This window comes from Thermoanaerobacter siderophilus SR4, assembly GCF_000262445.1.
Classification (GTDB): domain Bacteria; phylum Bacillota; class Thermoanaerobacteria; order Thermoanaerobacterales; family Thermoanaerobacteraceae; genus Thermoanaerobacter; species Thermoanaerobacter ethanolicus.
In genome coordinates this window covers 404,940-424,794 of record NZ_CM001486.1, presented here as the reverse complement: position 1 = coordinate 424,794, position 19,855 = coordinate 404,940, and the positions used below count along the sequence as shown (strand labels likewise).

20 protein-coding genes and 2 pseudogenes are annotated in these 19,855 nt (G+C 32.5%); 19 read left to right on the top strand and 3 right to left on the bottom strand.

All coding sequences use genetic code 11. The features are described 5' to 3' along the window. Window positions 1–42 precede the first annotated feature (42 nt). A complete protein-coding gene (rlmD, locus tag THESIDRAFT1_RS02045) occupies window positions 43–1,410 on the top strand; it encodes a 23S rRNA (uracil(1939)-C(5))-methyltransferase RlmD (RefSeq protein WP_006569385.1) in 1,368 nt (455 codons plus the stop codon). Window positions 1,411–1,497: 87 nt separating this feature from the next. Here rlmD and THESIDRAFT1_RS02040 read toward each other — a convergent pair whose 3' ends face one another. From THESIDRAFT1_RS02040 to THESIDRAFT1_RS02030, 3 genes are all read right to left on the bottom strand, one after another. Then, entirely contained in the window at window positions 1,498–1,716 is a 219-nt protein-coding gene (locus THESIDRAFT1_RS02040) for a YgaP family membrane protein (RefSeq protein ID WP_006569384.1), read from the bottom strand. Between the two features lie 78 nt (window positions 1,717–1,794). Beyond that, window positions 1,795–2,028 (bottom strand): cyclic nucleotide-binding domain-containing protein, encoded by a 234-nt coding sequence (locus THESIDRAFT1_RS02035; RefSeq protein ID WP_006569383.1) that lies wholly within the window; start codon window positions 2,026–2,028, stop codon window positions 1,795–1,797. A 63-nt stretch (window positions 2,029–2,091) separates the two neighbouring features. Then, on the bottom strand, window positions 2,092–3,444 hold the full coding sequence (locus tag THESIDRAFT1_RS02030) for an MATE family efflux transporter (RefSeq protein ID WP_006569382.1): 1,353 nt from the start codon (window positions 3,442–3,444) through the stop codon (window positions 2,092–2,094). 324 nt (window positions 3,445–3,768) lie between these two features. Here THESIDRAFT1_RS02030 and THESIDRAFT1_RS02025 point away from each other — a divergent pair, with 324 nt between their 5' ends. The 18 genes and pseudogenes from THESIDRAFT1_RS02025 to THESIDRAFT1_RS01940 all read left to right on the top strand — a co-directional run bounded on the left by THESIDRAFT1_RS02025 (window position 3,769) and on the right by THESIDRAFT1_RS01940 (window position 19,820). Further along, window positions 3,769–4,407 carry a GntR family transcriptional regulator gene (locus THESIDRAFT1_RS02025; protein WP_006569381.1) on the top strand — a complete coding sequence of 213 codons (639 nt, stop codon included), beginning with the start codon at window positions 3,769–3,771 and terminating at the stop codon, window positions 4,405–4,407. A 96-nt stretch (window positions 4,408–4,503) separates the two neighbouring features. After that, window positions 4,504–5,625 carry a betaine/proline/choline family ABC transporter ATP-binding protein gene (locus tag THESIDRAFT1_RS02020; RefSeq protein ID WP_279625014.1) on the top strand — a complete coding sequence of 374 codons (1,122 nt, stop codon included), beginning with the start codon at window positions 4,504–4,506 and terminating at the stop codon, window positions 5,623–5,625. A gap of 18 nt (window positions 5,626–5,643) precedes the next feature. After that, window positions 5,644–6,282, top strand: coding sequence for an ABC transporter permease (locus tag THESIDRAFT1_RS13470; protein WP_006569379.1), 639 nt, complete (start codon window positions 5,644–5,646; stop codon window positions 6,280–6,282). A 15-nt stretch (window positions 6,283–6,297) separates the two neighbouring features. Continuing rightward, entirely contained in the window at window positions 6,298–7,212 is a 915-nt protein-coding gene (locus tag THESIDRAFT1_RS13465; RefSeq protein WP_006569378.1) for an ABC transporter substrate-binding protein, read from the top strand. Between the two features lie 365 nt (window positions 7,213–7,577). Beyond that, on the top strand, window positions 7,578–10,178 hold the full coding sequence (locus tag THESIDRAFT1_RS02005; protein WP_006569377.1) for a sigma-54-dependent transcriptional regulator: 2,601 nt from the start codon (window positions 7,578–7,580) through the stop codon (window positions 10,176–10,178). A gap of 253 nt (window positions 10,179–10,431) precedes the next feature. Beyond that, entirely contained in the window at window positions 10,432–11,478 is a 1,047-nt protein-coding gene (locus THESIDRAFT1_RS02000) for a galactitol-1-phosphate 5-dehydrogenase (RefSeq protein ID WP_006569376.1), read from the top strand. A 55-nt stretch (window positions 11,479–11,533) separates the two neighbouring features. Beyond that, window positions 11,534–11,956, top strand: coding sequence for a PTS sugar transporter subunit IIA (locus THESIDRAFT1_RS01995; RefSeq protein ID WP_006569375.1), 423 nt, complete (start codon window positions 11,534–11,536; stop codon window positions 11,954–11,956). Between the two features lie 56 nt (window positions 11,957–12,012). Further along, entirely contained in the window at window positions 12,013–12,495 is a 483-nt protein-coding gene (locus THESIDRAFT1_RS01990; protein ID WP_006569374.1) for a PTS sugar transporter subunit IIB, read from the top strand. A 21-nt stretch (window positions 12,496–12,516) separates the two neighbouring features. Next, the gene (locus THESIDRAFT1_RS01985; RefSeq protein WP_006569373.1) at window positions 12,517–13,281 is read left to right on the top strand and encodes a PTS mannose/fructose/sorbose/N-acetylgalactosamine transporter subunit IIC; all 765 of its coding nucleotides are present in this window, start codon (window positions 12,517–12,519) and stop codon (window positions 13,279–13,281) included. Between the two features lie 29 nt (window positions 13,282–13,310). Beyond that, window positions 13,311–14,120: a PTS system mannose/fructose/sorbose family transporter subunit IID gene (locus tag THESIDRAFT1_RS01980; RefSeq protein ID WP_006569372.1), complete on the top strand. Its 810-nt coding sequence runs from the start codon at window positions 13,311–13,313 to the stop codon at window positions 14,118–14,120. Between the two features lie 95 nt (window positions 14,121–14,215). Next, window positions 14,216–15,036, top strand: a pseudogene (locus THESIDRAFT1_RS01975) (transketolase). After that, the gene (locus tag THESIDRAFT1_RS01970) at window positions 15,036–15,959 is read left to right on the top strand and encodes a transketolase family protein (protein ID WP_006569370.1); all 924 of its coding nucleotides are present in this window, start codon (window positions 15,036–15,038) and stop codon (window positions 15,957–15,959) included. Before THESIDRAFT1_RS01975 ends, THESIDRAFT1_RS01970 begins: the two are co-directional and overlap by 1 nt. A 30-nt stretch (window positions 15,960–15,989) precedes the next feature. Then, window positions 15,990–16,640 carry a fructose-6-phosphate aldolase gene (fsa, locus tag THESIDRAFT1_RS01965; protein WP_006569369.1) on the top strand — a complete coding sequence of 217 codons (651 nt, stop codon included), beginning with the start codon at window positions 15,990–15,992 and terminating at the stop codon, window positions 16,638–16,640. A gap of 74 nt (window positions 16,641–16,714) precedes the next feature. Next, window positions 16,715–17,167, top strand: a complete 453-nt coding sequence (gene rpiB / locus THESIDRAFT1_RS01960) for a ribose 5-phosphate isomerase B (protein WP_006569368.1) — start codon at window positions 16,715–16,717, stop codon at window positions 17,165–17,167. Between the two features lie 19 nt (window positions 17,168–17,186). Further along, a pseudogene (gene rpe / locus THESIDRAFT1_RS01955) lies at window positions 17,187–17,838 on the top strand (ribulose-phosphate 3-epimerase). Between the two features lie 33 nt (window positions 17,839–17,871). Then, window positions 17,872–18,537 (top strand): transaldolase family protein, encoded by a 666-nt coding sequence (locus tag THESIDRAFT1_RS01950; protein WP_006569366.1) that lies wholly within the window; start codon window positions 17,872–17,874, stop codon window positions 18,535–18,537. Window positions 18,538–18,550: 13 nt separating this feature from the next. Next, a complete protein-coding gene (gene rpe / locus THESIDRAFT1_RS01945; RefSeq protein ID WP_006569365.1) occupies window positions 18,551–19,195 on the top strand; it encodes a ribulose-phosphate 3-epimerase in 645 nt (214 codons plus the stop codon). A gap of 286 nt (window positions 19,196–19,481) precedes the next feature. Continuing rightward, window positions 19,482–19,820, top strand: coding sequence for a hypothetical protein (locus tag THESIDRAFT1_RS01940; protein WP_006569364.1), 339 nt, complete (start codon window positions 19,482–19,484; stop codon window positions 19,818–19,820). Window positions 19,821–19,855 lie beyond the last annotated feature (35 nt).

The following is a 19,855-nucleotide window of genomic DNA, read 5'->3' as shown; positions in this document are numbered from 1 at the left end:
GCTATATAAAGGTATAATAATTGTGAAGGAGGCGTTTTTGAATTGCACGACATAAAAGTAGGGGAAAAATACGAGGTATATATTGACAATATGGCCCATGAAGGCCAAGGAGTTGGAAGAATTAAAGGAGTGGCTGTCTTTGTAGAAGGAGCATTGACAGGAGAGAGGGTCGTTGCACAAATAGATAAAATTTCCAAAAATTACGTTATAGGTCATGTAGTAGAAATATTAGAAAAGTCCCGTGATAGAGTAGAACCTTTATGTCCTTATGCAGATAAGTGCGGTGGCTGTTCTTTACAGCATTTAAGCTACGAAGGGCAGTTAAAATATAAAACACAAAAAGTCAAAGACAATTTAGAGAGAATAGGCAAAGTGTATACTAGAGTCCACGATACCATAGGGATGGAAAAGCCTCAGCGGTATAGAAATAAAGCACAATTTCCAGTTGGAATGGTTGAAGGGAAAGCTGCTGTTACAGGTTTTTACGCTCCTCGTTCTCATGACATTGTGCCTGTGGAAAGTTGTATGATACAGCATGAGATCAGTGATGAGATTGCTAGGATTGTAAGGAATTGGATTAGAAAATACAACATATCTGTATATGACGAAAAAACAGGAAAAGGTCTGATAAGGCATATTGTCACAAGAGTTGCTTTTAAAACTGGGGAAGTTATGGCTGTTATTGTGATTAATGGAAAGGACATACCATATAAAAAACAACTGATTGATGCTTTAAAAGAAGAGATAAGGGGGCTTAAAAGTGTAGTAATAAATATTAATACCAAAAAAACTAATGTGATTATGGGGGAGGAAAATATAACTATTTACGGAAGCGATAATATTATTGACTATATAAAAGACATAAAATTTGAAATATCCCCTTTGTCATTTTTTCAGGTAAATCCTGTTCAAACAGAAGTCTTATACGGAAAAGCCCTTGAATATGCTGATTTAAAAGGTGAGGAGACTGTAATAGATGTGTATTGTGGTATAGGGACTATATCTTTGTTTGCAGCACAAAAGGCAGCCTTTGTCTATGGTATTGAGGCTGTCTACCAAGCAGTGGAAGACGCAAAGAGAAATGCTTACATAAATGGCATTAAAAACGTGGAATTTATTTCGGGGGATGCGGAAAAAGTAATGCCTGAGTTGGCTGATAAAGGAGTCAAAGCAGATGTAGTTATAATGGATCCTCCAAGAAAGGGCTGTGATACATCTGTTTTAGAAGCAGTTATAAAAATGAATCCGAAAAAAATTGTATACGTCTCTTGCAACCCTTCCACATTAGCACGGGATTTAAGATACCTTGAGGACAATGGATACAAAACGATGGAAGTTCAGCCTGTTGATATGTTCCCTTATACGCACCATGTGGAAAGTGTGGCATTGGTGTTGCCTTCAATTTTTTAAAGATATATCAAATTAATGGAGGGTATTAAACCCTCACATTAATTTGATAAAAAATTATTACATCATTAACTGATTTAAAATTTAAAACTAAGATATTACATAAAGAAAATTTTTATTTTTTGTTGAACATGTATTAATGCCAAATAAGGCATATAATGGGCAGAAACCAAAAGCAGCTGTTAATATTGGCACAAGTCCTATTAATCCCAAAAATCTTATGTTACTATGAACTAAAAACAACAGACTCAACAAAGCTATTCCTATTATATATCTGATTATTTTATCAATTTTTCCAATATTTTTCATTTTTATAACCTCCTCAATTTATTTTTCCTATCTTGATATCTATTATACAAGACTATACAATTTAATTCAGTGACAAAGTCACATTAGAGTTATTTCCTTTCCTTCAGGAGAAAGTTTATATACTCTTACTACTCCATTTATAACAAAAACTATGTCGGTACAGTAATCTCCTTCTTCTAAAAGTTTTTCTCCATTTTTCAACTTGATAATTTTGATGATTCTCATAAAATTGTCTAACTTATTTTTATCCTTTAGGTTTTTAATAAAAGGGAATTTATTTTTGATTTCATGGATTAAGCCATCATCAATCATTTCCTTACCTCCCAGTTAATTTTATAATGCTTAAATGGTGATAAAAAGGTGCAGTAAAGCGTATTAAAAATCTTTTACTGCACTTTTTAATTTATTTATTTCTTTTCTAAAGTATAAATACATTGTAGTTCCTTCAAAAGCCCATTGGATAGCTGTTACAAACCATACATATACAACTCCTAATTTTAAGATGTAAATGACTACGTACATAAGAGGAAGTCTTATAAACCAGCTGGATATTGTAGAGATAATAAAGGGAGTCTTTGTATTTCCACTTCCTTTAAGGCCTCCTCCATAAACCATACCAACTGCCATAAAAGGCTGTTCAATGGAGGCTACCATAAGGCAAAGGATGCCGACAGCTATTACGTCAGCATCTTTTATAAAAGCTCTTATAAAGAGATGGGGTATTGTCAGAAATAGTATAGACATTGTACCCATAATTGCTACAGCAAATAATGCCGAAATATTTGTATACCTTTTTGCACTGTCATATTTTTTAGCTCCTACCATTTGACCTGCCATTGTGGTTGCAGCGACTGCAAAACCCCATCCTGGCATAAAGGATATAGATTCAATCGTAGTTGCAATTTGATTTGCTGCAAAAGCTACTGTCCCAAGGTGCATTATCATGAATATTGAAATAAGTCGACTTATGTCAAAGGCAGCTTCTTGAAGAGAAGCAGGGAAGGCAAGTTTCAGTATATCTACAATTATTTGCCTGTCAAAGTTCACTATATCACGAAGCTCGATATTTAATATTTTTTGGTTGAAGTAATATAACATTATAAATATAAAGCCAGTAATTTGTGCTATAGTAGTAGCAATTGCAGACCCTTTTGCACCTAAAGGAGGAAAGGCTAATTTTCCAAATATTAAAATCCAATCCAATAAAATATTAATAAATATGACTATACTTGCTCCTATCATAGGCGTTTTTGTATTTCCTTGAGCTCTTAAAATTGCGTTTAATACATTCATAAGCATATTAAAGAAAATACCTATTGATGCAATTTTTATAAATATCCTTCCTAAGACAAGCACATTACCAGTAGCGCCAGCTATTATTAAAAAATTTTCTGCAAAGGTAAAAAGTATTAAAGAAATGAAAATAGCAAAAATAAATCCTAAAAAAATTCCTTGAGATGCGTATTTTTCGGCAGCTTCAAAATCTTTCGCTCCTATACTGCGGGCGACATAAGAAGTTACTCCTATGGAGATTCCCATTGCAATAAAAATGTTAGAGAAGGTATATATAATTTCTGATGCAAGGCCTACAGCGCTGACACTGTCTTTACCGCCAAATTGTCCCACCATCATCGTATCTACTACCCACACTACCATGTATAGTAGCATTTCTCCAACTGCAGGTAGTGCTAAATTAAGTATTTCTTTTATTTCTTTTTTAGTTGCCATATAACACCTCCTGTTTGTTGAGGAATTGGCGGAGTTTATACATCCATTATTTTACGTTAGTTCCTTTTTAAATTCATATATTGTATTCTTCAAAAATTCCACTTTTTAATTGCTAATAGTATTATAGCACAAAAGGGAAAATTTACAGTAACTAAGACTTGTGTTAATAAGAACTTCTTATTAGATGATAGTATGGAGCATCTGAGAGAAATTTTCATTGAGTTTTTAAATGAAAATAGTATAATAATATAGCAGGAATAAAATAAAAACAAGAAGTTTAAAATTAACTATAATTTTTAAGAGATGAGATGGAGGCACATTTTTATGTCTGAAATCGTAAGGCCTAGATATGAGTACATTGCTTTTGATATTGCTAAAAGAATTGTAGAGGGCGAGTTTAATGAGGATGAGAGATTGTATGGCAGGTCAAATCTTGCAGGACTTTACAAAGTTTCACCTGAGACGATACGGCGTGCTATTTCCCTTTTACAAGACATGGGAGTAGTTGTTTCAGAACAAGGTAAAGGAGTAATTGTTAAATCGAAAGAAGCGGCACAAAGATATATAAATCAATTTAATGAAAAGCAAACCTTAGAGGTCTTAAAAAATGAATTGCTTAAAATCGCTGAAGAAAGAAAAAAACTTGATGAAAGGCTGGAAACTATTTTACTAAAATTTATAGAATACGCTAATAGATTAAAAAATATTAGTGACTTTAATCCTGTTGAAATTCGCGTCAATGAGAAAAGCACTGCTGTAGGTAAGACTTTGGCTGAGTTAAAATTTTGGGATGTTACAGGTGCTACCGTAATAGCTATAAGGAGAGGAGAAGATGTAATTATTTCTCCTGGTCCCAATGAGCAAATTAAAGGTGGAGATTATTTAGTTCTTGTAGGAAGTAAGGAGGCTTTCAAAAAAAGTATATCTCTAGTCGATAACTATACTGTTATTAGTTTTCCCTAGCAACAACATTAGTTGCTAGGTTATTTTTTGTAATCCCTTTTATTGACACAGTGACAACTTTATTATATAATATAGGTTGTTACTTGTAAAGGAGGTGTGGTAGCATTGATAAGATTTGAAAATATAGTTAAAACATATGGAGAAACTGAAATATTAAAAGGAATAAATTTAGAAATAAAAGATAATGAATTGGTGGTTTTGATAGGACCGAGTGGTTGTGGGAAAACCACTTCGTTGAAAATGATAAATCGCTTAATTGAACCAACCTCTGGCAAAATATATATAAACGGACAAGACATTTCTCAGATAGACCCAATCCAACTTCGCAGGAATATTGGATACGTGATTCAGCAAATTGGTTTACTTCCACACATGACAGTAGAACAGAATATAGAATTAGTCCCTTTGCTTAAAAATTGGCCAAAAAAGAAGAGAATTGAAAGAGCAAAGGAATTAATGCATCTTGTAGGAATGCCTCCAGAAGAATATATGAACAGATATCCAAAAGAATTATCTGGGGGGCAACAACAGAGGATAGGAGTTGCGCGGGCCTTAGCTGCTGATCCAGATATTATTTTAATGGATGAACCCTTTAGTGCACTGGATCCTATTACAAGATCTCAGCTACAAGAGGAACTTTTTGAATTGCAGCAAAAGTTGCAAAAAACCATTGTATTTGTAACTCACGATATGGATGAGGCATTGAAATTAGGTGATAGGATCTGCATAATGAAAGATGGAAAAGTAGTGCAATTTGATACTCCCGAAGAAATATTAAAAAATCCAGCAGATGAATTTGTGGAAAATTTTATTGGTAAAAAACGAATGTGGATGCAGCCGGAATATGTTTTAGCAAGAGATATTATGATTACCAATCCTATAAAGGCTTTTCCTTCCAGGACTCTTACACAAGCGATAGAAATTATGAGTAATAGCGGTGTTGATAGTATTTTAATTGTTAACAAAGAAAATCAACTTTTAGGCATAGTAACTGCTGAGGATATAAGGGCTAATAAAAACAATGCAAAACGGATAGAAGAGATTTATACTCGAAATGTTTTTACAGTAAAGCCTAATGATTCAATTTTAGATGTTCTTAAATTAATGGCTCAAAAAAATATAGGTTATGTACCAGTAGTGGATGAAAACAATTTGCTTAAAGGTCTGATCACGCGGAGTGCTCTAGTAAATTATTTAGGTACAAATTATGCAGAATAGGAAGGAGGACTTTTAATAGTGCTGGCAGAATATATAAATTTTATGAAAGATAGAGTTAATGATATTTTAATTTTAACAACTCAGCATATTCAATTATCGGTTATTGCTCTGATTATAGCTATAGCTATAGGAGTACCATTGGGTATATTGATTGCAAAATTTCCTTCAACTTCTTCATTTGTTATTGGATTAGCCAATGCTGTACAAGCAATTCCAAGTTTAGCCTTGCTGGGATTTTTGGTTCCCTTTTTAGGTATAGGTTCAACTCCTTCAATAGTTATGATAATTGTGTATTCACTACTACCTATTATAAAAAATACGTATACCGGTCTTGTCAATGTAGATAAAGCTATTCTCGAGGCAGGTAAAGGTATGGGAATGACGGAAATACAATTAATGAGGATGGTACAATTGCCACTAGCTTTACCTTTTATAATGGCGGGCGTGCGAATAGCGGCTGTGACGGCCGTTGGATTTACTACTTTAGCGGCGTTGATTGGAGCTGGTGGTTTAGGTCAATTGATTTACAGAGGCATATCTATGGTGAATAACCAGATGATACTAGCAGGTGCAATACCAGCAATGATTTTAGCGTTGTTAATAGACTATATTTTACTCTTACTAGAAAAGATGGTGACCCCAAAGGGAATAAAATAAAGGAGGAGATTTTAAATGAAAAGAATTTTGCTATTAAGTTTGGTTTTTATTTTAACTGTTACTTTCGCGACATCTTGCGGTATTGGAAGTTCTCAAAGGAATGCAAGTGATACTGTGGTTGTAGGATCGAAAAATTTTACAGAGCAAATTATAGTAGCTAATATGGTTGCCGACATGATTGAAGCACATACTAACCTCAAAGTAGAGCGAAAACTAAACCTTGGCGGTACAAATGTAAACTTTGAAGGGATAAAAAGAGGAGGTACGAATAATGGAATAGATATTTATGTTGAATATACAGGAACGGGTTTGGTAGACATATTACAGATGAAACCTACTACTGATCCAGAAAAAGCTTATGAAACAGTGAAGAAAGAATTTAAAGACAAATGGAATATAGTATGGTTGAAGCCCCTGGGATTCAATAATACTTATACTTTAGCTGTAAAGGATGAATTGGCAAAGCAATATAATTTGAAAACTTTTTCGGATTTAGCTAAAATTAGCAACAAATTAATTCTGGGAGCTACAATGGAATTTTTGGAAAGACCGGATGGCTATCCTGGTCTGCAAAAAGTGTATAATTTTAAGTTTAAAGATACAAAATCCATGGATATGGGTATAAGATATACAGCGATAGATAATAATGAAGTTCAGGTCATTGATGCTTTTGCTACTGATGGATTGCTAGTATCTCATAAACTAAAAATACTTGAAGATGATAAACATTTTTTCCCACCTTATTATGCTGCACCAATTATTAGGCAAGATGTGCTAGACAAACACCCTGAATTAAAAGATGTTCTCAACAAATTGGCAAATCAAATTTCTGATGACGAAATGCAAAAACTTAATTACAAGGTCGATGGTGAAGGACAAGATCCAGCAAAGGTAGCAAAAGAATTTCTAAAAGAAAAGGGGTTAATTTAAATATAGATACTATGAAGTATAAACTCAATAAATCAAATTCTATAAATTAAATTTAACATATATAGTAAAAAAGACTTCCAAGACTATATATATTCTTGGGAGTCTTTTTTGTTTATAAAATAAAAACTCTATTGAACAAAATAAAATCCAATTATGATATAATTGAAATTAAAAAGATAAAATAAATAAAGTCAAAAGAGTAAATTAAGTCTATGCTAGAACACAATATTATCATAGATTCTGAATTTTTGTATTCTTTTAAGAACGGTTAAATGAGAAAATTCAAATAAGAGGAAATCTTCTGTTATAAAGCATAAGCAATTTTAGGGAGAAATTCATTCTAAATTTAGAAAGGAGGAAAAGCCATGCATAAATATAAAAGAAAAGAGAAAATATACAAAAAACTAAAAGAACTGACAGAAAGTATGGATTTCAATAAATCTAATGAAAAAATAGGCTTTGATGCTGATTATATAAGCAAACAACTTGGAATTGATAGAACCAATGTAAGTCGCGAATTAAACGCTCTAGTAAGAGAAGGGAAAGTAATAAAAATTAAAGGTAAACCTGTACTTTATCTTGATAGGCTGTGCTTAGAGCATAAATGGAATTTCGTGGTGTCAAATCCGGTAATAGATGATTTTAAAATCATAGAAAAATTACAAAAAAACTTTAAACTACAAAATAAAAATATAACTATTGAAAGTAAGAGCAAGGAGAATAATAAAGTGTCTTCTGAAAATATTTTAGATAATATAATAGGTGCACATGATAGTTTAAAAGATCAGATAATAAAGGCGAAAGCTGCTATATTATATCCGCCTAAAGGACTTCACACCTTAATTGTAGGGCCAACAGGTGTAGGGAAAAGTACATTAGCAGAAGCTATGTATAAATATGGTGTTGAAGTAGGAGTATTTGGTGAAAAAACTCCGTTTGTAACTTTTAATTGTGCTGATTATTCTGATAATCCACAGCTTTTGTTATCGCAATTGTTTGGACATGCTAAAGGTGCTTTTACTGGTGCAATCAACGAAAAAAAGGGTTTAATAGATGAAGCAAATGGAGGTATTTTATTTCTTGATGAAGTTCATCGCTTGCCACCGGAAGGACAAGAAATGCTTTTTACTTTAATAGATAAGGGAATATATCGTAGACTAGGAGAATCGGAAAACACAAGGAAAGCAGAAATACTTATAATTGCTGCAACTACAGAAAATCCTCAATCTGTTTTATTGGATACTTTTTTAAGAAGAATACCTGTTGTTATTACACTTCCAAGTCTTGAAGAAAGAACGCTAAAAGAACGTCTTGCTTTTATTTATCAATTTTTTTATGAAGAAGCAATACGTATAAAAAAGCCTATAAAAGTGATGAAAGAAGTAATAAAAGCATTATTATTATATGATTGCCCTGGCAACATAGGACAGTTAAAAGCAGATATACAATTATTATGTGCTAGGGCATTTCTCGATAGTGTTATATCTAAAAATGAAATTGTAGAAATAAAACTCTCTATAATTTCACAAAAAATTCAGGATGGTTTATTTAGAATAAGAGAGAAAAGAGAAGAACCAATAATTAAAGAAATTGAAAAAAAGGACTTTATCATTTTTGAGGGTAGCAATACAGAATATATAAAAGAGATTAACAAAATAAATTTTTTAAATAATAATATAAGGAAAGATAACCTTTATGAACGTATTGCAACTAACTGGGAAAAATATTATGAAGATGGATTACCAACGAAGGAAATTAAGGAAAAAATAGAACATCAAATAAATAAATATTTTGATAATCTTTTTTCAGCAGCAGAACCAGCTGTTACTGATAGAGAAGTTTTGTTAAAATTTGTTAATATTGATATTTTGGAAGCTGTTGAATATGCGCTAAGTAAAGTTAAAGAGCAATTTAAAAAGGACTTTATAAGCAAGAAAGTTATATATAGTCTCGCACTTCATGTTGCTACACTTATGGAAAGAATAAAATTAGGGATTAACATCTTGCAATCTGATAAAATAAATGTTTTAATAGATTACCCGGATGAATATGGTGCTGCAAAAAAAATAAAAGAAGCATTAGAAAAAAAGCTTTCCGTGGAGATACCAGAAGATGAAGTTAGATTTTTAGCTATGTTTCTACATGCATTAAAAGTAGGAAAATTTAATAAAACAATTGGAATCTTAGTTATAACACATGGAAATTCTGCAGCAAGTACAATGGCTAGTGTTGCTAATACTTTGCTTGGTGTAAATCATGCTAAGGCTTTAGATATGCCTTTAGAAGAAAAAGTTGATGTGATATTAAATAAAGCAATTGATGAGGTTAGACGAATTGATAGAGGGAAAGGTGTTCTTTTGTTAGTAGATATGGGGTCTCTTATAACATTTGCTGATATAATTTCTGAAAAAACAGGAATATGTGTTAAAGCAATTGATATGGTTAGTACACCCATGGTGATAGAAGCTACACGAAAAGCTCTGATGCCTGAAATGACTCTGGATAAACTTATAGATGATGTAAGAAATTTGAGCCCCATTTTAGGAAGAGCAAAAGAAACAAAAAATTCCGGCCATGATGAAGAAAAAAATGAAATATTCTTTGAAAAAAATATTATAAACGTACTAAATAATACTTTAACTTTTTTAAATCCACAAAAAACTTATAAGGTATTATTAGAAGTACTCAACAATATTGCAAAAGCATATAAGTTTTATGTTGACGAAGAAATAATTGTTAAATTTATGTTGCATTGTTCTTGTATGATCGAGAGAGTAATAAAAGGTGTAAGTTTACCTTACAAAAACTTGTATAATATAAAAACTAACTATGGTGGCATGCTTAAAATTATTAAGGAGAATTTCGAAATAGTAAATGAAGTGTTTGGAATAGAGATACCTGACACAGAATATGCTTATATAGTCGAAATGATTGACACACATTATAACACTCTTTTGATGAATTAAAGAAATTTTGACACACATTCAATGTTGTGTTCTTAAAAAAATTTTTTAAATAGGATTGTAGAATAAAATAAGTGCCCTAATTAATTAGGAAATAGCGGCACTTATTTTATTATTTTTTTATTAAAGCATTAATGTTGTAATATTTTTGGCATGGAATTTGCAACAAAATATATAAGCGATTAAACAATTAGCTACACATTTCACTCTATAACTTTTGATAATATATGAAACAGCATTAGAAGGGAGAGATATAATGAAAGCCGCAAGATTTTATGGTGTTAGAGACATTAGAATAGAACATGTACCTCAGCCTAAAATTGAATCAAATAACGACGTAATTATAAAAGTCAAAGCTGCAGGTATATGTGGGTCTGATTTATCTAAATATGGTAGAACTGGGCCCCACAAACAAGGTGAAATAATGGGACATGAGTTTTCAGGCATTGTTCATGAAATTGGTGAAAATGTAAAAAACTTAAAGGTTGGTGACCATGTTACAGTTTGCCCTGTCTTACCGTGTTTTAAATGTGATTATTGTTTGCAAGGTAAATTTTCACAATGTGAAAATATTACTATTTTAGGCAATAATGATAATGACGGAGGCTTTGCAGAATATGTAAAAGTAAATAGGAACAATGTAATAAAAATTCCAGAAAGTTTGGATTTTGAGACTGCTGCAACAGTAGAACCAGCAGCCGTTGCGGCTCATGGATTATATAGAACAAATTTAAAAGTGGGAGACGTTGTAGCAATATTAGGGGCTGGACCAATAGGATTATTTCTAATTCAGTGGGCTAAGATTTTTGGAGCATCTCAAGTCATTGCAATAGATATATTTGAAGAAAAACTAGCTATAGCAAAAGAAGTTGGTGCTGATATTTGTATAAATTCAAAAAATGTAGACATAATTAAAGAAATCCAAAGGTTAACTAATTTCAAAGGTGTTGATGTAGCGATAGAGTCTGCTGGTACAGCTTTCACTTGTTCACAAATATTGACATTAGCTAAGAAAGGTGGAACTGTCTTGTTTGCAGGTGTTCCATATAGTGATGTTTCAATCTCAAGGGAACATTTTGAAAAAATAATACGAAATGAGTTAAAAGTTGTTGGTACATGGTTTTCAAATTCATTTCCATTTCCAGGACGAGAATGGTTTGTTACTATTCAAAAAATGGAGGAAGGTGTACTTAGGGCAAAACCCATTATTACGCATCGAATTACTTTGGATGAGTTACCAGCAATTTTTGAAAAAATGTACAAACGTGATGAATTTTTCGGAAAAGTTATAGTAAATATGTAAAATATTTTTGATTTTACATCTGTGAACTTATTATACTTGAAAAGGGGTTATTGAAATGGTTGGAATATTAGTCGTCACACATGGAAACTTTGGAGTGGAACTTGTTAAAAGTGCAGAGTTGATAGTGGGCGAACAAAAAAATTGTAAAGCTATTGGATTATTTCCAGGCAATACCATAGAAGAATTTAAATTAAATATCCTAAATGAAGCTAAATCTCTTGATGAAGGTGATGGAGTGCTAATATTTGCAGATTTGTACGGAGGGACACCTTTTAATTCTGTAGTTTTAAATATGAATGAATTTGAGCAAGCTAATGTTTCTATTGAATGTATTATAGGTGTTAACTTACCAATGATATTAGAAGCTTTTTCATCACGATCTTTTTTACAACTTGAGGAGCTTAAAGCTCAATGTTTAAATGTTGGATTAGAAAGTATTAAAGATTTAAAGCAGCAATTAAGTAATTATAAATATTAAGAATTTACAATATATCTAAATTTTATTAATTAAATCAAAGAAAGGAGAGAATACTAATGTCAACCATAATGCTTGTTAGAATTGATGATCGTTTAATACATGGTCAGGTAGTTACAGCATGGGTAAAATTTACAGGAGCTAACAGAATTGTAATAGTTGATGATGGTGTTACTCAGGACGAATTTATGATAAATGTTTTAAAAATGGCAGCTCCACCTTCTGTAAAAATTGAAATTTATAATGTAGAAAAAGCTTCTCAAGTATTAAAAGAAGGAGGTGATGACAAAGATAGAGTAATAATCTTAGCAAAAACGCCGACCACAATTTTTTCACTTATTAACAAGGGGGTTGAAATAAAAGAAGTTAACATAGGTGGAATAGGAGCGGCACCTGGTAGAAAACAATTCTATAAAAACATTTCTGTGTCAGAGGAGGAAAAAAATATACTTAAAGAAATGATAAACTTAGGGGTAAGTGTATACATCCAAATAGTTCCTGATGATAAAAAAATTTCTGTTGACAAATTACTAAACAAATAGGGTATAAGGAGGTAAACTATTATGCACATTACTTTTTGGCAAGCAGCATTAATAGGATTTTTCTATTATCTCTCTTGGAGTCCATTTTTAACTTATCTTGGATTTTTTACATGGAATAGACCATTATTAGCTGGATTTGTCACAGGTATAATTTTAGGCAAGCCATTAGAAGGTGCAATGATTGGCGCTGCGATAAATGTAATATATCTCGGTTTTATCTCTGCCGGTGGTGCACAAATGGGAGATCCGGCGTTTGCAGGATATGTCGGCACAGCACTTGCACTTGCATCAAATTTAGATGCAAATACGGCAATGGCGATATCTGTCCCTTTAGGTACTATTGCCACAGTTTTATGGATAACAAAAATGACCATAAACTCACTTTTCGTGCACTGGATTGATAGAGAAGTAGAAAAAGGTAATTTAAAGGCTATAGCAATCATCAACGTAATTCCGCCGCAAATACTGCTTTTCCTGTTAAGTTTTATCCCTGCAACGTTAGTAGTATATTATGGTCCAAATGCTGTTTCTGATTTCTTAGCTTTAATGGGACCAAAAGTAATGCATGTCTTTAATGTAATCGGCGCTATGTTACCTGCCCTCGGAATTGCAATGAACTTAAAAATGATTGGCAACAAATTTACTTTACCATTTTTTGTATTAGGTACATTGTTATCAGTACATTACAAAATGGATATAGTTCTTATAGCAATAGTTGGAATAATTATAGCTCTTACGATCGTACAACTAAAGGAACAAACTGCTAAAGTGGACAATAATGCTTAATTTTATTTGCCAAAAGGAGGTATACAAATATGAATAATAAACTCACAAGGAAAGACATAATAAAAGCTTGGATAAGATGGTTCTTTTTTGCTCAATCAAATTATAACTATGAAAGACTCCAAGCTACTGCATTTGCGCATTCGATGCTTCCAGTTATACAAAAACTTTATACAAAAAAAGATGAAGCAATTGCTGCTGCAAAAAGACATTTAGCCTTTTTTAATACAGAGCCAGTAGTTGGATCAGTTATACATGGAATAACAATTGCAATGGAGGAGGAAAAAGCTAATGGTGAACCAATAAGTGATGAGGCTATTAACGGTATTAAAGTAGGATTAATGGGGCCGTTAGCGGGTATAGGTGATACTCTAACTCAAGGTATTATTACTCCTCTTATGCTTGCTATAACTATTGGTATTACTATGAATAAAAACATATTGGGACCTATTCTATTTGTTGTAGGACAATATGTGATTTTAACCAGTATATCTTTTGGAATGTGGATGAATGGATACAAATATGGAAGAAAAGCTGTAGAAGATATTTTAAAGGGCGGTATTATTAACAAAGTTGTTGAGGGAGCTTCTATTTTAGGAACGTTTGTAATGGGAGGATTAGTAGGAAGGTTTGTTACTCTTACAACTCCAATAGCGTTTAAAATTAATAAAGTAAGCTTTTCTTTACAAAAAGATTTATTTGACAAAATTATGCCTGGATTATTACCACTAGCATTGACTTTCTCTGTTTTCTATCTTGTTAAAAAAGGAATATCTCCTATAAAAATAATGGGGTATTTATTAATAATTGCTGTAGCAGGAGGTATCTTGGGAATATTTTAAAAAAGTTATTCCAGGTTTATTGCGCATATGCAATAAACCTGGAAAATTTTAATAAAAATATTGTTTGCCTAAATTTATATGAGGGGTGACCATAAATGTCCAAAGACTACTTAAAACAAAAAGCGAAAGAAATTAGAAAAGACATAATAGCTATGATCGCAGAAGCGGGGTCTGGCCATCCAGGAGGATCGCTATCCTGTACTGATATTCTTACTATTTTGTATTTTGATAAAATGAACATAGATCCTGAAAATCCAAAATGGGAAGAAAGAGATAGGCTAGTATTATCGAAAGGCCATGCAGCCCCAGCATTGTATGCGGTACTAAGCGAAAGAGGATATTTTCCAAAAGAAGAATTAAAAACGTTAAGACAACTACATTCGATATTGCAGGGACATCCAGATATGAAATCCACACCAGGAGTTGATATGACGACAGGTTCTCTTGGTCAAGGTTTGTCAGCGGCAAATGGTATGGCGCTTGCAGGTAAACTTGATCACAAGAACTATAGAGTATATGTAATACTAGGTGATGGAGAAATACAAGAAGGACAGATATGGGAAGCTGCAATGACTGCTGCTCACTATAAATTAGACAACTTAACCGCAATATTAGATTACAATGGGTTACAAATTGATGGCAAGAACGAAGATGTAATGAATATAGCACCAGTAAAAGAAAATTTAAAGCATTTGGATGGAATGTAATTGAAGCAGATGGTCATAACTTTGAAGAACTTGATAGAGCAATAGAAGAAGCAAAAGCCACAAAGGGGAAACCTACAATAATAATAGCAAAAACTATAAAAGGAAAAGGAGTATCATTTATGGAGAACAGGGTTGAATGGCATGGAGTTGCACCTAAAAAAGAAGAAGCAGAAAAAGCACTAGCTGAATTGGAGAGGAGTGAAGCATAATGAACAAAGCAACGAGAGAAGCGTATGGTGAAGCACTAGTAGAACTAAGCAAAAGAAATAACAATGTAGTTGTACTTGACGCAGATTTATCAAAATCAACAAAAACGGCAGAATTTCAGAAGGTATGCCCCGAAAGGTTCTTTAATATAGGAATAGCAGAAGCAGACATGATAGGGACAGCAGCAGGACTTGCTACATGCGGCAAAATACCATTTGTAAGTACATTTGCCATATTTGCGGCAGGGAGGGCATATGAACAAATTAGAAACTCAGTAGCATATCCAAAACTAAATGTAAAAATAGCAGCTACACACGCGGGGATAACAGTAGGAGAGGATGGCGCAACACATCAATCAATAGAAGACATTTCTCTGATGAGGTCAATACCCAATATGGTTGTAATAAATCCATCTGACGATGTGGAAACCAAATACGCAATATTACAGGCAGCTGAGTACGAAGGTCCGGTTTATATCAGATTAGGGAGGATGACTGTACCCACAATACACGATGAACATTGCAAATTTCAGATTGGAAAAGGCGAAATATTAAAAAGCGGGAATGATGTAACAATAATAGCTACAGGGATAATGGTTGCTATGGCATTAGAAGCAGCGGAAGAATTAAAAAAATATGGAATAGATGCAGAAGTAATCAACATTCATACAATAAAGCCAATAGACAAAGAATTAATAATTAGCTCTGCAAAAAAGACCGGCAAAATTGTGACAGCAGAAGAACACAGCATAATAGGCGGATTAGGGTCGGCGGTATGTGAAGTCTTATCGCAAGAATATCCTACAAAAGTAAAGATGATAGGAATAAATGACAGATTTGGGCAATCAGGAAAACCAAAAGATTTATTAAAAGAATATGGACTAACAACCCAAAACATCATAGAGACCGTAAAATCCTTCAAATAAAATATTAAGAATAGATGGGAGGAGAGAGACATGAAATTTTTTATTGATACTGCAAATGTTAATGAAATTAGGGAAGCAAATGAATTAGGAGTAATAGCAGGAGTTACAACAAATCCATCATTAATAGCAAAGGAAGGAAGAGATTTCATTGAAATTGTTAAAGAAATAACAGCAATAGTAGATGGTCCGATTAGTGTTGAAGTAATAAGCACAGAGCATGAAGGAATGATAAAAGAGGCAAAGGAACTTGCGAACATTCATGAAAACATAGTAATCAAGATACCCATGACTGTAGAAGGCCTAAAAGCTGTTAAAGTATTATCAAAAGAAGGTATAAAGACAAATGTGACGCTGATATTTTCAGCAACACAGGCGTTGCTTGCAGCTCGTGCAGGTGCAACATATGTAAGCCCTTTTGTAGGAAGACTGGATGATATAAGCACAGATGGAATGTCACTAATATCCCAGATTGTACAAATATTTAAGAACTATGGAATAAAAACAGAAATAATAGTAGCAAGCGTAAGGAACCCAGTGCACGTACTAGAAGCAGCAAAACTTGGAGCGGACATAGCGACTGTACCATATAAAGTAATAATGCAAATGGTAAAACATCCGTTAACAGATATAGGGATAGAAAAATTTATGAAAGACTGGGAAAGCGCAAAAATGAAAATATGAATAAGGGCACAAATTTGTGCAAAAAGGCTCATATTAGAAAATTTAAGCAAATTATAGACTGAAGGGATGATAATATGAGAATAGCATTAGGATGTGACCATGGAGGATTCGAGCTAAAGGAAGTAATAAAAAAGCATCTTGAAGAGAGGAACATAGAATATATGGACTATGGAACATATTCTAAAGAATCAGTAGATTATCCTAAATATGCGTTAAAAGTGGCAGAAAGCATTATAAATGGAGAAAGTGACTGCGGAATACTGTGCTGTGGGACAGGGATAGGCATATCGATAGCTGCAAACAAAGTTCCGGGTATAAGGGCTGCTGTAGTTGGAGATGTATTTTCGGCAAGATTATGTAAACAACATAATAATGCAAATATAATATGCCTTGGAGGAAGGGTAATAGGACCTGGTCTTGCGACAATGATTGTAGATGAATGGCTTGATGCCGAATTTCAAGGAGGAAGACATCAGAAAAGAATAGATAAGGTGATAGAAATAGAAAAGAAATATAGTAAAAAATAAAACCAGGAGGTACCAGAAATTGAAAATAGCTCCTTCAATATTATCAGCTAATTTTGCGAATTTATTAGAAGACATAAAAAGAGTAGAAAAAGGTGCTGACCTTTTACATATTGACGTAATGGATGGACACTTTGTTCCAAATATAACTATAGGACCAGCTGTTGTAAAATCTTTAAGGAAATTTTCATCTCTTCCTTTTGATGTGCATTTGATGATTGAAAACCCTGATTTGTACATAGAAGATTTTGTGAGTTCTGGTGCAGATAATATAACGGTCCATCAAGAAGCTTGTCTTCACCTTCACAGGACGATACAAAAAAATAAAGGGGTATGGAATAAAGGCTGGTGTTTCTCTAAATCCTGCTACTCCTCTAGAGACTATAAGGTATGTTTTGCAAGACGTAGATGTTGTTTTGATAATGACAGTAGATCCAGGTTTTGGAGGACAAAAGTTTGTAGATATTATGCTTAAAAAAATTGAGGATTTACGCTTATTGAGAGAAAATTTGGGATTAAAATTTGAAATTGAAGTGGACGGGGGTATTAATTTATCTAATGTAGCGGAGGTAGTAAAGGTAGGTGCTGACATTATAGTCGCTGGTTCTGCAATTTTTGAGTCACAAAATCCAATGGAAACCATAGAGATATTTAAAAAAGCAGGTAAAAGATGAAAGTTTTAATTATTCCGAATGGGAGGTTATAAAGTGGAATTATATTTAGATACTGCTGATATAGATGAGATAAAATCAGCTTTCAATATAGGAATAGTAAAAGGGGTAACAACAAATCCAACAATACTTTTGAAAACAAGAAAATCAAGAGAGAATTCGATAAGAGATATTTTAAAATATAGTAAGGGAATGGTATATGTACAAACAGTTTCTGAAAAATATGAAGATATTATGTCAGAGGTACAAAGTTTATTAGAATTCGATAATAAGAGGATAGGAATAAAAATACCTGTAACACCAGATGGTATTAAAGCAATAAAAGAGCTTAGCGATAAATCAATAAAAACAATAGCTACTGCGGTATTTACTACAAGTCAGGCAGTTGTTTCAGCTCTTGCAGGAGCTGATTATATTGCTCCATATATAAATAGAATGGAACAGAATGAGATTGATGCAATTAATATAATAAAAGAAATAAGAAATATATACGAAATGAATAATATTGAAACAAAAATTTTAGCCGCAAGCTTTAGAAATATGGAACAAATAATGCGTGTAATAAAAGCGGGCGCACAGGCCGTTACTATTTCATATGAACTTTTTTGTGAAATGTTTAATAATTATTTGACAGAGAAAAGTATTAATAAGTTTAAGGAAGATTGGGACGAACTTAATGATAAGCTGAAGAATAGTTTTTAAGGGGATGAGCGTTATGGTTAAGTTTGCCGCGTCAATAATTTGTGCTAATCAGTTAGAACTAAAGCAAGAGTTACAAAAATTAGAAAATGCTCATATTGATATGCTTCACTGCGATATAATGGATGGGGTTTTTGTAAATAATCTAGGTATGGGGCCATATGTAATTGAGCAGATTAAAGAATACACAAAAATTCCCCTTGATTTACATTTCGCGACTGTTGATCCTGAAAAATTTATTAAATTATTTCTTTACATTAAGCCAGAATACATTTCATTTCATGCAGAAACTACAGAAGATTATTATAAAATTATAAATTTAATTAAGGGTTCAGGAATTAAAGCATCAATTGCAATAAGTCCCGAAACTTCAGTCAATGTTATAAAAGATGTATTAAAGGATATAGATATGATTTTGATGATGACAGTTAATCCCGGGTTTGCAGGTCAAGTTTTTAGAAAAGATGTTCTTGGCAAAATCAGACAGGTTAAGGAGATATGTAAAAATAATAATAATAATCCACTAATAGAAGTTGATGGCAACATTAATGAGAAAACAATTCCTGATGTTATAAATGCTGGTGCAGACGTCTTAGTCTTAGGTACTTCTTCGATTTTTAATAACAAGATTAATGATTATTCTCATTATGTTAAAAAATAAAGGATAGTATCAATCAAATACTGCAAACCCAGGCAGCTGACAAATAGAAGCAGAATTTTATTAAAGGATCAAAAAAAGACAAACTTCCATTTAGTTTGGCTTAAATTCACATGTTGCAAGTATATATTGATTTCTAAGACATCGACTGAATTAAAGTATCCACCTGATTTTATTCTAATTTTTAGATGGGTCTGTTGCAGCAAAATTTTCAAATAGAATAAAAGAAATATTAGAAGATCCGCTACAATTTGTGCTATAATTATGAAAAAATTAGGAAGTGATAAATATGTACACTTATATGAATGCAATACTTTATTGCCTTCATTGCAAAGAAGAGACAGAACATACTATAACATATGAAGATGGTATGATAAGGAGTATAACATGTGAGAAGTGCGGTACTGAACTAGAGATAAATAAAGAAAACCTTAAAAAGAACTATGCAGAGGATTTTATAGAAAGGATATTGACAAAACCACAAAGAATGACAAAAGAATTAGAAGAAGATATTGGCTCCTTCCTATTTTCGCTGCCTGTAAGAATAATTACAAAACCTTATAGGATCTTAGAAGAAGTAAAAGAAGATATAAAAAAATCTAAGACAAAAGACCGTGATACCAAGTAAAATTTGTTTTTCCTCCCTTGTTTCCTGTATAATTA